The organism is Pseudoalteromonas issachenkonii (assembly GCF_002310795.1).
In the GTDB taxonomy this organism is placed as follows: Bacteria; Pseudomonadota; Gammaproteobacteria; order Enterobacterales; family Alteromonadaceae; genus Pseudoalteromonas; species Pseudoalteromonas tetraodonis.
Window position 1 is genome coordinate 227,584 of sequence record NZ_CP011031.1, and the last position, 15,455, is coordinate 243,038.

General features: G+C 36.5%; 15 protein-coding genes. 11 read left to right on the forward strand and 4 right to left on the reverse strand.

Annotated elements, in window-relative coordinates; translation table 11 throughout:
* The first annotated feature begins 1 nt into the window (after position 1).
* The 3 genes from cydB to PISS_RS16710 are packed head-to-tail and all read left to right on the forward strand — an operon-like array spanning position 2 to position 4,364.
* On the forward strand, positions 2-1,003 hold the full coding sequence (gene cydB, locus PISS_RS16700; protein WP_016899620.1) for a cytochrome d ubiquinol oxidase subunit II: 1,002 nt from the start codon (positions 2-4) through the stop codon (positions 1,001-1,003).
* A complete protein-coding gene (cydD, locus tag PISS_RS16705; protein ID WP_058155760.1) occupies positions 1,004-2,731 on the forward strand; it encodes a thiol reductant ABC exporter subunit CydD in 1,728 nt (575 codons plus the stop codon). It begins immediately after the preceding gene.
* A complete protein-coding gene (locus PISS_RS16710) occupies positions 2,715-4,364 on the forward strand; it encodes an amino acid ABC transporter ATP-binding/permease protein (RefSeq protein WP_036955276.1) in 1,650 nt (549 codons plus the stop codon). Before cydD ends, PISS_RS16710 begins: the two co-directional genes overlap by 17 nt.
* Before the next feature lie 633 nt (positions 4,365-4,997).
* Here the strand turns inward: PISS_RS16710 and PISS_RS16715 are convergent.
* The 3 genes from PISS_RS16715 to PISS_RS16725 form a co-directional block, all read right to left on the reverse strand.
* Positions 4,998-5,345, reverse strand: coding sequence for a rhodanese-like domain-containing protein (locus PISS_RS16715; RefSeq protein WP_051894365.1), 348 nt, complete (start codon positions 5,343-5,345; stop codon positions 4,998-5,000).
* 124 nt (positions 5,346-5,469) lie between these two features.
* Positions 5,470-5,976: a DUF2938 family protein gene (locus PISS_RS16720; RefSeq protein ID WP_058156106.1), complete on the reverse strand. Its 507-nt coding sequence runs from the start codon at positions 5,974-5,976 to the stop codon at positions 5,470-5,472.
* Between the two features lie 16 nt (positions 5,977-5,992).
* Positions 5,993-8,062 carry a TonB-dependent receptor plug domain-containing protein gene (locus tag PISS_RS16725; RefSeq protein WP_058155762.1) on the reverse strand — a complete coding sequence of 690 codons (2,070 nt, stop codon included), beginning with the start codon at positions 8,060-8,062 and terminating at the stop codon, positions 5,993-5,995.
* Positions 8,063-8,336: 274 nt separating this feature from the next.
* Between PISS_RS16725 and PISS_RS16730 the strand changes: the two genes are divergently transcribed.
* From PISS_RS16730 to PISS_RS16750, 5 genes are read left to right on the forward strand one after another with little or no spacing between them, the layout of a single operon-like run.
* Positions 8,337-9,143: a sulfite exporter TauE/SafE family protein gene (locus PISS_RS16730; RefSeq protein WP_058155764.1), complete on the forward strand. Its 807-nt coding sequence runs from the start codon at positions 8,337-8,339 to the stop codon at positions 9,141-9,143.
* A gap of 12 nt (positions 9,144-9,155) precedes the next feature.
* A complete protein-coding gene (locus PISS_RS16735) occupies positions 9,156-10,010 on the forward strand; it encodes an MBL fold metallo-hydrolase (RefSeq protein ID WP_016900097.1) in 855 nt (284 codons plus the stop codon).
* 13 nt (positions 10,011-10,023) lie between these two features.
* Entirely contained in the window at positions 10,024-10,374 is a 351-nt protein-coding gene (locus PISS_RS16740; protein ID WP_016900098.1) for a protein tyrosine phosphatase family protein, read from the forward strand.
* Positions 10,371-12,047 carry a bifunctional protein tyrosine phosphatase family protein/NAD(P)/FAD-dependent oxidoreductase gene (locus tag PISS_RS16745; protein WP_036955268.1) on the forward strand — a complete coding sequence of 559 codons (1,677 nt, stop codon included), beginning with the start codon at positions 10,371-10,373 and terminating at the stop codon, positions 12,045-12,047. The genes PISS_RS16740 and PISS_RS16745 overlap by 4 nt, the downstream gene beginning before the upstream one ends.
* A gap of 36 nt (positions 12,048-12,083) precedes the next feature.
* Entirely contained in the window at positions 12,084-12,698 is a 615-nt protein-coding gene (locus PISS_RS16750) for a class I SAM-dependent methyltransferase (RefSeq protein WP_036955265.1), read from the forward strand.
* A 49-nt stretch (positions 12,699-12,747) separates the two neighbouring features.
* Here the strand turns inward: PISS_RS16750 and PISS_RS19135 are convergent, their stop codons facing one another.
* The gene (locus tag PISS_RS19135) at positions 12,748-12,870 is read right to left on the reverse strand and encodes a hypothetical protein (RefSeq protein WP_257720507.1); all 123 of its coding nucleotides are present in this window, start codon (positions 12,868-12,870) and stop codon (positions 12,748-12,750) included.
* A 122-nt stretch (positions 12,871-12,992) separates the two neighbouring features.
* Here PISS_RS19135 and PISS_RS16755 point away from each other — a divergent pair, with 122 nt between their 5' ends.
* From PISS_RS16755 to PISS_RS16765, 3 genes are all read left to right on the forward strand, one after another.
* Positions 12,993-13,238, forward strand: a complete 246-nt coding sequence (locus PISS_RS16755) for a YfhL family 4Fe-4S dicluster ferredoxin (protein WP_058155766.1) — start codon at positions 12,993-12,995, stop codon at positions 13,236-13,238.
* A 279-nt stretch (positions 13,239-13,517) separates the two neighbouring features.
* Positions 13,518-14,237, forward strand: coding sequence for an SIR2 family NAD-dependent protein deacylase (locus tag PISS_RS16760; protein WP_024602760.1), 720 nt, complete (start codon positions 13,518-13,520; stop codon positions 14,235-14,237).
* A gap of 155 nt (positions 14,238-14,392) precedes the next feature.
* Positions 14,393-15,208: a TlpA disulfide reductase family protein gene (locus PISS_RS16765; RefSeq protein ID WP_013462938.1), complete on the forward strand. Its 816-nt coding sequence runs from the start codon at positions 14,393-14,395 to the stop codon at positions 15,206-15,208.
* Positions 15,209-15,455: the final 247 nt, after the last annotated feature.

Consider the following 15,455-nt stretch of genomic DNA (forward strand, 5'->3'; position numbering starts at 1 on the left):
TATGGAACAACCATTTGATTTAACCATTATTTGGGCAGGCATTATTGGTTTTGGGATCATGATGTATGTATTAATGGATGGTTTTGACTTAGGGCAGGGGATTTTATTTCCCTTTGCCCCAAACGAAAAAGCACGCGACAAAATGATGAATTCAGTCGCCCCTGTCTGGGATGGAAATGAGACTTGGCTAGTACTTGGTGGTGCGGGTTTACTTGCGGCATTTCCACTGGTTTATTCTGTTTTTTTACCTGCACTATATATAGGTGTTTTTTTATTACTGGCTGGACTGATTTTTAGAGGCGTTGCATTTGAGTTTCGTTTTAAAGCAAAAACGTCAAAACATTTATGGAGCTGGTCATTCTCAGTAGGTTCTATTGTTGCCTCATTTGCTCAAGGAGCGGTCGTTGGTGCTTATATACAGGGCTTTGAAACAGAGGGTTTTGTATATTCTGGTGGCCCGCTTGATTGGTTAAGTGTATTTACCATATTGACCGGATTAGGATTGGTTGTAGGTTATGCATTATTGGGAAGTACTTGGCTCATAATGAAAACTGATGGTGAAGTACAAGAGTGGGCTTATAAAATTACGCCAAAATTACTAGTCGCATTTTTAGTTATGTTTGCAATTGTATGTGTTTATACCCCTTACATCGATGACAGCGTTATGAGCAGATGGTTTGATGAGATAAGCTTGTTATGGATAATTCCTGTTTTAGTGATTTATTGTGCTTACGTTGTTTATCGTTCAGTTAAAAAGCAAAGTGACGGTATGCCGTTTGTAGCAACAATGGGTATTTTCTTGTTTAGTTACATAGGCTTATTAGCCAGTAAATGGCCATATATTGTCCCACCTAAGTTTACTATTTGGGACGCTGCTTCGTCGTATAATTCTCAGTTATTTTTACTTATAGGGTTTCTTTTTGTTATCCCTATTGTATTAGGTTACACAAGCTGGAGTTACTGGGTATTTAGAGGGAAAGTTAAGGATACTGGTTACCACTAGATGCTTAAGAAAAATAAACCCGCCAGTGAGAGTGCAGCTCTCACTGGCAAGCTGTTTTTAAAACGCTACAGTAAAAAACAGTCATTTTTACTATATGCGGCTGTATTGTCAGGAACAGCCTCCACGTTACTTCTTTTAATTCAGTGGGTTACTTTTAGCTATTTGGCGCACTCCTTATTCATTGAAAAAGCACAATTAAATGATTTATATGGCTCCCTTATCGTGCTTTTTACCTCACTAATTGGCCAACCTTTATTTATAAGGTTGCAAGTTAATTTGAGTCAAAAAGCCAGTGTGCGAATCAGAAATGATATTCGGCTATCAATTTTAGCTAAATGGCGGATGTCGAGCCCTTTGGTGTTAAAAAAACACTCCGCAGGGGCCTCTGCAGCTCAATGGATAGAAGAAGTTGAATCTATGGATAGCTACTTCTCTAGATATTGGCCGCAGCAAAATTTAGCTATTATATCTCCTATTTTAATATTAAGCGTTATTGCTTGGCTTGATTGGCTATCGGCATTGCTTTTACTTATTTCTGCGCCTCTTATTCCGTTATTTATGATTTTGGTGGGAATGGGCGCTGAAAAAGTTAATCAGAAGTATTCATTGATCCGTCAGCGTTTGGCTGGTCACTTTTTAGATAGAGTGGCAAATCTTGATTATATTAAATTATTGCGCTCAGAAAGCGCAATTTATGACGAGGTTAAAGTTAATAGTGAAGGTTACAGAACCGTTGTAATGAAAACGCTTAAGCTCGCATTCTTATCCTCAACGGTATTAGAGTTTTTTACAAGTGTCGCGATTGCTAGCTTGGCAATCTATATTGGTTTTTCTTTATATGGGTCAATCGATTGGGGACCCGCAAGCGAACTTACTTTATTTTCAGGGTTAGCAATTCTTATTTTAGCACCTGAATTTTTTCAACCACTTAGAAATTTAGCTGCATTTTACCATGACAGAGCGACTGCTTTAGGCTCTGCTAATAACCTCGTCTTATTGCTTGATAGCGATGAATGTGATGAAAAAAGCACTACAAGTAAAAAGTATTATAATTTAAGTGTACCTGATAGTGGTTCAGAGCAACACATTGCGGTTAGATTGCAAAACTTAGTCATTGGATACAACCAGAAGTTACCACTTCCTCATACAATTAATATTGATATACAACAAGCACAAATGTTAAGTATTACGGGGCCTTCGGGTGCAGGTAAGTCAACACTTTTAAACACACTTGCAGGATATACAGCACCGATAGCGGGCACTATGAGTATTTATCCGCAAGCAGCACCCATTGCGTACTTGCCTCAAAGAGGGTGGATAAAAAATGACACCGTTTTTAATAATTTAAAAGTGTTAGCACCTAATGCCACAAAAGAGCAGATGTTTGATGCGCTTCGAATTGTTGGTCTTGATAAAGAGTTATTACAAAAACACACGGGTTTAAATACTCTTATTGGCGAACATGGGCAAGGTTTATCTGGCGGGCAAATTCAGCGTATTAGTATTGCAAGAGTATTATTAAATCCAGCACCATTGATTTTATTAGATGAACCCACTTCTAAGTTAGATAGATTGAGTAAAAAATATATTATCAGTGCGCTTAAAATACTTAAAAAAGAGCGTATATTAATTGTTGCCTCGCACGACCCATTACTTTTGAATATTGCTGATGCCCATTTAGATTTATCAATAACAAGCACAGAGGATGACAATGAAGTATTGGTTTAAACTTTTATACCAAAGTCAAAAAAAACGTCTTTTTTTAGGTGTTTTCTGGGCTTTATTAACTGTTATTTCAGGTGTGAGTTTATTGATGGTATCGGGCTGGTTTATCACAGCTACAGCATTAACGGGTATTGCAATAAGCTTGGGCATTACTTCTATATTAAATTTATATATACCCGGCTCCGGTATTCGTTTTTTTGCATTAAGTAGAACGATCTCTCGGTATATAGAAAGAATTTACAACCACGATACTATTTTAAGATTAATATCTGTTTTTAGATTATCTCTTTTTAATAATCTTTCAAAATCAACCATAGAGCAGTTGAGAGCTCGTTCTGATAGCGAATGGCTTAGTAAGCTAACGGTTAACTTAGATGCACTTGATAGTTTACTTCTTCGTTATATTGTCCCGCCAATTATTTCAGTATTACTGATCACTATATTAACTGTATTTACCGGCTTTATTTGGTTGGACTTTGCATTGTATTTTGCTTTGTTTTTATTATTTGGTATTACCTCAGTAATTGCAATAACAACCAAGTTTACAGCTAAGCTTTCATATAAATATGCCAGTATGATGGACGAGTTTAGGCAAAAAATAATTGAGCACTTAAGTGGCGCCTTTGAGCTAAAGTCAATAGGGTTAATGCAACATCATGAGCAGATTATTATTGACGAATTGGCGTTATTTAACTCTCTGCAAGAACAGCTGAATGCAAGAATTGCTAATGTTCAGCTAATTTTTGATTCATTATTAAATATTGCATTGTTTGTTGTGGTTGTGAGTGCTTTTTTTGCAGTTAATGAACAGCTCATAAGTGAAGCACAAGCAATTATGCTCGTAATGATGCTGATAGGTACCTATGAGGTTGTTCAAAGTTTACCTAATCATTTTAGCTCTTGGGGGCAGACTTCTTTTGCAGCGACAAAACTAGCAGCTTTATCCCGTTCTAATCCATCAAGTAAATACAAAGAGATTAAGCCCCTAAGCGATATTAAAATTGATATAAAAAATCATAATAAAATACCTAAAAGCTTAGATACGCCTCTTAGTTTATCTATAAAACAGACCCAGTGTGTTTCAATTATTGGCCGCTCTGGTACTGGTAAATCAACGTTTGCTAATTTGTTAATGGGTATTGAAAGCATTGATTCAGCTCATGGAGGTGTTTACATTAACCAAATAAACCTGCAAGAGATAGCATCTAATAGTTGGTATAAAAAAGTGAGCTACCTACCTCAAAGTGATGCCATTTTTTCAGGAACACTTGGTTATAATTTAATATTAGGTTTAGATGGCATTTCAGAGGGTGATATTTGGTCAGTTCTAAAAACAGTAGAGCTATACGATTGGGCGATTAATTTACCTGATGGTTTAAATTATTGGTTGGGTGAAACCGGAGGTATTGTCTCTGGCGGACAGGCAAGACGTATTTGTTTGGCAAGATTATTACTTCGAAGCCCTGAACTAGTTGTTTTAGATGAACCCTTTAGTAATCTTGATGAATCAATGGCGTGTCGAGTATGGGCTAATATGGCTCCTTGGTTAGCTAAAAAAACAATTGTGTTGTTAACTCATGAAACCCCTCAATTTTTAAGGAATAAAACTGCTAATTTAGTAATATCGCTTGATTAATTTATGTAAATTTTAACTTGTTGATTTTTGATGACTGACAAGTATAAGTTTTGAATGAAGTCTATACTTAAAGTTAATATTTAATTGAATAAGTCGAAATGCTCTATAACTCAAGGTTAGATATTAGGGTCTGTTGACCTTTGCGGATTAAAATTTGTTCAAACTAGGGGCGGTTTAATCGCGGCGCGAGGTTTGTAACCTAGTGGGCTAAGTAAAAACCAAGCAAAGCTTCCGCGTCCTGCTCACGCCCCTTACCTACATCCATGTAGGCAACAAAGAGTAAATCGTTTCTAGGCAGAACCCTTCGGGCAGCGCCTGTTTGGCATTGATGCTGCGTTATCGCCTATTTATGGGGAATAACCACACCACATAGGCTCTGCCTTGCCTAAATACCAAACAGACTGCTGCAAATTTAACCTTGAAAGATCAACAGACCCTAACGTAATTAGCTTTTCTTCGTTCATAATATGAAAAAACTAAATATCAAAAATTGTTTTTTTAGAGTTAAGTGAGGGCTTTAATAATATATAGTTAAAAGTAAGTTTAAATTAGTACTTACTTTTAACCTAAGCTCTAATCCCGGTCCTTTTCGTTGGACAGGACAAGCATTTGTAACAAGAATCTAACTAATTTTTATGCTACTTTTTTATATTCATTTAGACCGCCTGCAATGTATTTTGCATTTACATAACCCATAGACCTGAGGGTGGCCGCCGATAATGCCCCTCGGTTATTAGCATTGCAGTAGCATAATATTTCAGTATTTAAATCTGGAAGATTAGATTCTATGAGCATTTCCAATTTTCCCCGACTTATATTTAATGAGCCTGTAATATGGCCATTTGCATGTTCATCAGGGTCTCTTATATCAAGTGCTATTGCCCCCGATGCAATCAACTGGTTGACCGTATTGGCTTCTACTTTTTCGACTTGAGTTTGGGCTATATTTGCCAAGTTTTGGAATTTTTCAGTGTATTTCATAGGTCAACTTTTGGTTATAAAGTAGTAAATTAAAAATATTAGATAGTATATTTTTCATAAAGCCACTCGCTTTTAATTTTCAGCTCACGGTAATACGGCTGGTGTGAAGCTTATTGCATTGGTTTTACCTGTTAGTTTTAACGCTTTTGATTAATATTCCACCGATGTAAAGTGCAACCCCAAAAGCAACATGAGACACAATTACCTTTGTAATAACAAACATGGGGTTGGGAGTTAAGTAACCGGCAATACCCATTCCCATACCCGGTTGCATGATTAAATAAGGAATAACAACGGTAACCATACCTATGATTATTGCAGGTTTAAACATTGGCTTTTCAAGCCATTTTAATCCAAATACAAGGAGTAGAAGGGCAGCAAATACAATACCTATAAAATAATGGCCTAACCAGCCAGCTAATAGCTCATAGGGCAGTGCTGGAGATGCTTTTATAGAAGCATGGTAAAACTGACCATCAAACATATAAAGCATCCACCGGCCTATAAATTCATATTTGGTCAACGGGGTATCAAATAGGTAATGTCGACTCCAATTCCAAGTATCTAACATTGCAGTTGCGAGAGTACCTAATATAATTGAATAAAAGCTGAGCTTGACGAGGTATTTCATTTTAATCTCCACAGGGTTATACCAAAGGAATGGATACAGATAAACGAACATTTCGCCCCATTCCTAATGTGTAACCTTTATAAGTATCTAAAAAATTTCGATATGATTTATCAAAAAGGTTATCTATTTTAAGTTGAATAAAAAAAGGCTTATCAAGCAACAGCGAATCTGCCGATGCACTAATCCCAAAAAGTCCATAGCTTTTAGTTGACGCGGTTCCAAAAGGTAAATCATCATATTGGGAGAATGGCTCATAAGCCCCAGCTGATTGTTTATCTGCATAAAAAGAATAGTTAGCGTTGAGCTGTAGATTTTTTGTTAGCTTTGTATTGTCAAACAAATAATTCACTGCAATGTAGCCACTATCCGCAGGCATCATAGGAAGTTCTTCAGTTGTTTGCGCTAACTCACTATTAATCCATGTATAGTTTGCTTCGACGGACGTTTTTTCATTAATCTTCCAATTTAGTTCAGCTTCTACACCATCTATAGTGGCGTTGTTTTGTTTTTGAACGTATATGGGGAGCGAAGAGTTATGATCAAACGATAAGGAGTTTGCTTGGTATATATAGTCGTCTATTTTGTTATGGAAATAGGTTATTGTACTACCTAGTTTATTTCCTAAATAAGTTAAGCCAATTTCTTTATTTAAGGAATATTCTTCTTTTAGTTCAGGGTTACCTATTTGATATGCAGCCACACCACCATGAACACCATTTGCGTAAAGGTCGAATATTGAAGGAGCTCTAAAACCTCGTGCAACCCTGTTCATCAATAGCCATTGGTTGTCAAGCTTCCATGTTATACCAATTGATCCACTCAGTGCCTGCCATTGGTGTTCTGTAAAATCATTAACCCATGCTTGTTCTTTATTAATAGCTTGTTGTTTTATTGAGTCATAGCGAGCACCGAACTCAGCTATATATAGATCTGAGTCTAATACTTCATATAAAAATATCGCTTTGGAATTATAGTCAGCATCCGGTACAAGTGTGCCGATTGAGGTATTCTGATTTTTACTAACAAGCTCAGTGCCAAATTGGCCCTTCCAACCATGTACTTGTGGGTGATTGAGTGAAATAGTGGCTTGCTTTCGCTCTAAAGAGATAGCTAAATCTTTATTATATTCCGTTAATTGTTGATAGGAAGCGCCTGTTACTGCATCCCTCTCATTCTTTTGTAGACTTAGTTTAATATTAGCTGACCACTCAGATAAAAATTCATAATTTAAGTTTGCTGCAAAGTTTTCGTTGCGTAACTTTTGACCTGTAGGAAGGCCATTCGGTTGTAAGAAGTTTTGATCGTTATTCCAAATATTTATGCGAAAATCCGCATCCAAGTGGTGGGCAGAATACCCTATGGCGACATCAGCATTTTTAATATTGAAGTCTGTAAAAGGAATTTCACCTGTAAACTTCGGGGCATTTAGTGTTTGTGAATCGTAATAAGATTGAGTGTTTGGTGTTTTGAAATTATCAGCCGCAGACTCCGTTAAAGCTGCGTTCCAGCCCCATCGGTTTGAGCCACCTGACAAACTAAGATTATAATCTTTTTGTGAATTATTCGTTTGATAGGATAGCCCTAAATTAGCATCAGAAATAATGTTATCTGCGCCAATGGGAATATCACTGCTTATTAAATTAACAACGCCACCTATTGCATCTGCACCATATAAGACACTCATCGGCCCTTTTACTAACTCTATTCTTTGGGCCAGTACAGGTGTTAAACCTGGAGGATGACGAACACCAAACTGTAAAAAGTCTTGCGCCACTGAATTCCATAAAATTTTTATTCTATTTCCACTCAAACCTCTGATCACTGGCTTCCCAGACTGGCTGCCTGTTGATATTGAGCTAACACCGCTGTAACTGGCTAATGAATCACCTAAAGATAAAGTCTGTTTTAATCTCTTTTCTTGCCCATCTAGTATTTTTATTGCTGCTGCAGAATCAAGAACCTTAGTAGCGAAAGGAGAAGCGGTTACAGTTATTCGGTCTATTTCTGAATAACTATGCTTGTCTTGATTTGCAAATAAAGAATTAGAAAACAGCAGTAAAAAAAATATCAATTTAATTTGATTCATACTTAGCCCTTACAAAAAGTAAGATGTTATATTATATCTTAAAAATTAAATTGACAAGGTTGGGTTTGTTTGTTTTAAACATTAGGGTTGTCTAATATTGATTTTTATTCATATAAATCAATGGCTTTAATGTTTATAAAAATTATTTCGCTGGCTGATTTTCCATTATCTTAAAAATAGATTGCGTGATTCACCTTTTTTAATTAGACATATTCCCTCTCAGTTGTTATAACATTTAATTATATTATATTCTTTTTGGTTTGAGGTTTGCGGTATGGTTATTCTTGGATATTTAATGGCCGTTTTTATGGGGCTAATTCTTGGTGTTATAGGGGGAGGGGGTTCAATACTTACAGTTCCTATACTTGTTTACCTAATGGGAATTTCACCAGATATCGCAACTGGATATTCATTACTTTTAGTTGGAGCTACAGCTGCATTTGGAGCAATTCGATATTTTCGTGAAGGGCTAGTTGACATAAAAGCTTCAATACTTTTTGCGATACCGTCAATTGTAGCTGTATATCTTACTCGTGCTTTTTTAATGCCAAATATCCCTGACGACATACTTTTGTCGCCCATACATATCACTAAAAATACAGCGATTATGGTTTTATTTGCCATCTTAATGTTGGCATCGGCTGTAATGATGTTACGTAAAGCGTATAAATCTCAAACTGTAACTAACTCCGCACCTGCTATCTCAAACTCTAGTTCTAGAGTTGCTTTAATAATGACTGAAGGCGCTGTAGTTGGTTTAGTGACAGGTGTTTTAGGGGCTGGAGGTGGCTTTTTAATTATACCTGCACTTGTTTTGTTTTTAGGTATGCCGATGAAAAACGCGGTTGGTGCTTCACTTTTTATTATTGCGCTTAAATCATTACTCGGATTTGTTGGCGATTTACAAGCAGGTATTTCTCTCGAAGTGCCGTTGCTTCCAATTATGCTCGTTGCCACCTTTATCGGTATGGCTATTTCAACAAAAGTAGCGAGTAAATTAGACGGTGCTTCATTGCAAAAGTTCTTTGCCTTTTTCACTTTGATAATCGCCATTTTTATTATTTCTAAAGAGTTAATCTAGAAGGAAAAAACTATGAACGTTGAAACATTTTACGACACAACAACCGCTACTTTTACTTATGTTATTGTTGATAAAGCAACAAGTAAGTGCGCTGTTATTGATTCTGTACTTGATTATGACGCTTTTTCAGGAAAGTCATCAACTGTTAATGCAGACAAAGTGATTGAGTTTATTAATAGCAACAATTTACAGAATGAATGGATTTTAGAGACTCATGTTCATGCAGATCACATAACAGCTGCCCACTATCTAAAAACAAAGGTTGGAGGAAAAATAGGCATTGGCAGCGGTATCAAAGAAGTATTAGATACTTGGTTACCTGTATTCGAAATGTGTGATGACACGCCAAGCGATGGAAGTCAGTACGATGTATTATTTGAAGAAGGTGATACATTTAATATTGGTGATCTTAATGTAACCGTTTGGCATACACCGGGTCATACACCTGCTTGCGCAAGCTATTTAGTTAATAACTCAATTTTTGTCGGTGACACCATGTTTGCACCCCACCTTGGGACTGCTAGATGTGACTTCCCAGGCGGTAGTGCAAAAGATTTATATAATACAATCCAGCGATTCTTTACTTTGAGTGATGATACAAAGGTTTACTTAGGTCATGATTACCCTAAAGAAGGTTCATCACCACTCTCTTGTATTTCAATTGCTCAAGCCAAATCTGAAAATGTTCAAGTCTCGCCAAGTGTAACAATGCAAGAATACATTACCAAGCGTGAAAAAAGAGATGCGACATTAGCAGTGCCTAAATTACTACTACCAGCAATTCAATGTAACTTGAGAAATGGCCAATTTTTAATATCTGAACAGACAGGCAAACCTTTTATTAGAGTTCCTGTTAATTCAATATAGTTGGAGAGATGTTATGAATATTAAAAAGTTATCTGATGATGTATCAGTTTCACCCCAAATAAATATTGAAGACTGTACGGAAATATTAAAAATGGGGTTTAAGAGCATTATTTGCAACAGACCCGATGGTGAGTGCGAAACACAGCCCTCATTTTCTTCTATTAATGAACAAGCTCATGAGCTTGGTATATTAACTTATTATCTACCAGTCATTAGCGGTGCTATTACAGAAGAAAACAAGCAAGAATTCGAGTTTGCCCTTAGTAAGCTACCAAAACCTATTCTTGCATATTGCAGAACGGGCACTCGTTCAGGGATTCTTTATTCAATGGTTAGTGCAAATAGTGAGGGTGAACGATTATGACCTTTAAGCGAGTAACACCTGAATTATCTGTATCAGCACAGATAACGCTGAACGATTTGCAGCATATAAAAGAGCAAGGCTTTAAATCTATTGTCTGTAATAGACCTGATGGTGAGGGGGCTGATCAAATTAGTTTTGCTGCAATAGAAAAACAAGCAAATAATTTAGGCTTAAATTGCCATTACTTACCTGTTGTAAGTAGTAAGGTGACCGATGATGATATTAAAAACTTTGAAAATATTGTTAGAGACTTACCGAAACCTATTTTAGCTTATTGTAGAACAGGTACTCGCTCAATCACGTTATGGGCCATGAGTGCACCAAAAACATATTCTCATGAAGAGATTTTAAATTTATCACAAAAAGCGGGCTATGATTTAAGTGGCGTTATTAGACGTTTAAAAAATAATGGTGAAACGCAAATCAGTAAAGCTGATTTTGCTTACCCTATTGTGATAATAGGTGCTGGGGCAGGTGGTGTCGCTGTTGCTGCGAGTATTAAGTCACGTTCACCAGAGAGTGAAATAGTTATCATTGAGCCCAATGAAATACATTATTACCAACCTGGTTGGACATTAGTTGGCAGAGGGGTTTTTACTCCTGAACAAACGGTTAAAACTACAGCGTCGGTAATACCTGATGGTGTAAAGTGGCTTAAAGGTGCAGCAGCTGCATTTATACCCGATGAAAACTTGATAATAATTGACGGTTGTAGAACGGTTAAGTACGAACATTTGGTAGTATGTCCTGGAATTAAGCTTGATTGGCATAAAATTGATGGGCTCAGCGAAACATTAGGTGAAAATGGCGTAACCTCAAATTATAGGTACGATTTAGCACCCTATACTTGGGAGTTGGTGCAAAACCTCAAGAAGGGAAAGGCGGTGTTCTCTCAGCCACCAATGCCGATAAAGTGTGCCGGAGCTCCCCAAAAAGCCATGTATTTATCATCCGACTACTGGTTTAAAAACAAAGTAATTAATAATATAGATGTGGAGTTTTACAATAAAGGCGAAGTTCTTTTTGGTGTTAAAGAGTATGTACCTGCTCTACTAGAGTATATTAAAAAGTACGATGTCAATATGAATTTCAATCATGAGTTAATTGCTGTTGATGGAAAGCAAAAAATAGCGACTTTTAAAGTGGTTAATGGCGAAAATGAATCTGTGGAAAAAGTTAAATTTGATATGTTGCATGTCGTGCCCCCTCAATCTGCTCCAGATTTTATTAAAGTGAGCCCACTTGTCGATGAAAATGGCTGGATAGATGTTGACCAATCAACACTACAGCATAAAAAGTTTAGTAATATTTTTGCATTAGGTGATGCTACTAATGCGCCAAACGCAAAAACGGCTGCTGCTGCAAGAATGCAGGCACCAGTTGTTGCTACTAATCTTTTATATGCGAGAGGATTATCTAAATATCAAGCTATATATAACGGTTATGGTAGCTGTCCACTGACTGTTGAACTTGGCAAAGTCGTATTAGCTGAATTTGGTTATGGTGGTAAAGTAATGAATAGCTTTCCGTCATGGATTATTAATGGTAAACGCCCATCTAGACTTGCTTGGCTACTAAAAGAAAAGTTGTTGCCGCCTATTTATTGGTTAGGCATGTTAAAAGGCAGAGAGTGGATGGCAAAACCAGAGAAGTTATCAGATAAATCAGACTAGCAACCCTACTAACTTTGATAACAATAAGGCTTAATAATGAATAATCCTGTTGACTTTTGGGACGACCGATTTGCATCAAGTGACTATGCTTATGGCAAAGAGCCTAATGATTTTTTAAAAGCAAATACACATTACATTACGGGCGAAAAAATATTGTGTTTAGCTGAAGGGGAAGGGCGTAATGCTGTTTATCTAGCCAAGCTAGGTTACGAAGTTACTTTAGTTGACTTTTCAAGTGCCGCCCTTTCTAAGGCTAAAGCCTTAGCACAAGAGCAACAAGTTGAGATAACAATTGTTCAAAGTGATCTGTCACAGTATCAAATAGCTGAAAATAGCTGGGATGCAATTATTATGATATTTGCACACCTTCCACCAGCAATTAGAAGGCAGGTGCATTCTCAGTGTGTGTCTGGATTATCAGACAATGGTGTACTTATAATTGAAGGTTATACGCCTTTGCAACTTAATAACAACACCGGTGGCCCAAAAGACGAATCGCTTCTATATACTCAACCAATGTTTATTAATGATTTTTCAGCACTTTCATTTATTATTTTTCATGAAGTAGAGCGAGAAATAAGTGAAGGGGTTTATCACTGTGGTAAAAGTAACACATTGCAACTCGTCGCGTTAAATCGAGATCATAATTAAAGCTTAAAATTAAAAACACAAACTACCATAAACTTTGAATCGATATTATTTAATAACGCTTTAATACCTGTTCGATAGACGTTGGCGCATTCTTGCCTTGAGTTGGCACTTTTGTTAAGTCATATAAACGAGTTAAGTCGTCGAGTGTTTGCCAAAAAAGTAATAGCTGCATGAATGAAATTAGTCGAGTAATTTCAAAATTTTTTATTGTTTGAGATCAATAAAGTAACAAAGAATAAAGTGCATAATTTACGACTGTAATTTTATGCTAGTAATAAGCAATGAGGTTAGAAAGTGGCTTTATTAATAAATAATAAATGCATTAACTGTGATATGTGCGACCCCGAGTGCCCAAATGAAGCCATTTATATGGGCGCTAAAATTTATCAAATAGATTCAGATAAATGCACCGAATGTGTGGGTCATTACGACAAGCCAACGTGCGTGAGCGTATGCCCCATTGATTGTATAAAGCCCGACCCTAATCACCGAGAAACTATAGATGAGCTGGCAGAAAAATATGTGAGGTTAATGGGTTAGTTACTTAATATGTAGATTAATTATATGTTTTTCTGAGAAAGCTAAGTGCATTGTAACTAATTAGTTATTGTTTATTTTTGGCATAGTTCCCACATACAATTAAAAAAGGATTTAAAGTGCTCTTGAGCGAAATTAAAAATATAAAGAGCTTTCTTGGTGCCCAACTTTATTTTCAGCTAAATGGCCGAAGCTTAAATAATTTAATAGCTAAAGAGTAAAGGTCACAAATATACAATCTTATAAAGTATTATAGGGTTATTGAATATAAGAGATGACTTTATGAATACATTATACATTACTGGAGCAGGTGTAAGTGCTGCTAGCGGTATTCCCACCTTTCGCGGTGAAGATGGCTTTTGGACTATTGGTAGTAAAAACTATACGCCAATGGAAATGGCGACACGTGCAATGTATGAAAATAATCCAAGTGAGTTTTTAGCTTGGTATTATCATCGCTTTGCAACTTATCGTCATCATGGTCCTAACGAAGTGCATCATTGGCTTAGTGATAAAAACTTAATAACTCAAAATATTGATGGGCTAGATGGTAAGGCGGAAAATAAAAATTACATTGCGATTCATGGTCGGCTTGATCAAATGACTGTATTTCATCATCAAGGTGATAACGTTACACCACAAGCTACGCTATGGAGTAATGTTGATGAGAGCAACTTACATCGCTCTCTACTTGCGTTATTCAATATTGAAAACCATCAGCCAAAGCTTAATCATTCTTTAAAGCCCTTTGTGTTGTTATTTGATGAATATTACACCGAGCTATACCGCATTACTGAAGCGCAGCAGCGAATGATTGATGCCGATAAAATGGTGTTTATGGGTACTTCGTTCAGCGTTAATATTACCCAAATGGCATTAGAGATTGCACGTAATTACGCTATTCCTATTGAAATTGTTGATCCTGAACCTACTCATGTATTGCACTCAAATGTAAGTTATAAAAAAATGACTGCGTTGGAGTACATACAGCAACAAGGTTAACTAGGTAAATAGGTTTTGTATTGCTGCTGGTATACATAACCTATTATGCGTTATTAATAATCAGTACAGTTTAGGCTATGTTATTGTTAGCCTTTAATTCACACTATGTACCGGTTATTTTAAGTACTAAAATACATTATAAGTAGACGACAGCAATGTTAAGTATTTCTCTTGGGCCTTTGGTTATTTCCATTTCACAGTTGATCATTTTTTTAGGGTTAGGCATTTTTTGGGGGCTTACCTATTTATTGACACGCCAACATCCATTACAAAAAGCGATTTTAGACACTGTTTTTAAAGCAATTGTGGTGGGGTTTTTAGTCTCTCGGTTAGCGTTTGTTTTTACTATGTGGGATGCCTATCAAGGTAACTGGTGGCAGCTTTTTAATATTAGCGATGGCGGCTTTATTGGTTATTATGGCTGGCTCAGCGGTATAGTGGTTTTAGCGTTTTATGCACGTGGTAAAAAAGCGGTAATGAAAAACTACGCTATTGCTGGGTTTGTTGGTTTTTGTTCAATGATTATTCCTAATTTTGCGCTGTCTATTTATCAAACGGGTGTGCAGTTACCGCAGTCTGTTGTGCATAATATTCAAGGGCAGCAAGTTAACTTACAAAACTTCAAAGGTAAGCCGGTGGTGATTAACTTTTGGGCGTCGTGGTGTCCGCCGTGTCGAAAAGAAATGCCGGTACTGCAAGCGGCTCAAAAAAATAACCCGAATATCACGGTGGCATTTGTCAATCAAGGCGAAGACTTACACACGGTAAAAGCGTTCCTTGATGAACAGCAACTCGACCTAAATCATGTGTTTTTTGATCAAAGTAGTAATGTGAGTCGCGAATCAGGTGCTGCGGGCTTACCAACCACTTTGTTTTATAATAGCCAAGGTGAGTTAGTTACCAGTCATATGGGAGAACTTTCTCATGCGAGTTTAGGCTATTATATTCAGGCTATTAGTGATAAAAAATAATGGTGTATTGCTGTTTAATCGCGTCATTCCTTTTTTATGCTCTTTTAATAAGCAGCTAAATAGCAATTTTGCTGCTTAACTTCCTACCTTTATTCGAATTGACTATTTTTTGATAGTTTATTCAGTTACTTATCAGTTTACATTAACAAACTATTAAGTTTGGTTGTGTAAAATACAGCTACTTTTTTCGTATCAGCTTTAGCCGGTACGCTCATCTTTAAGTATTAACTGTATTTTAAATGGAACT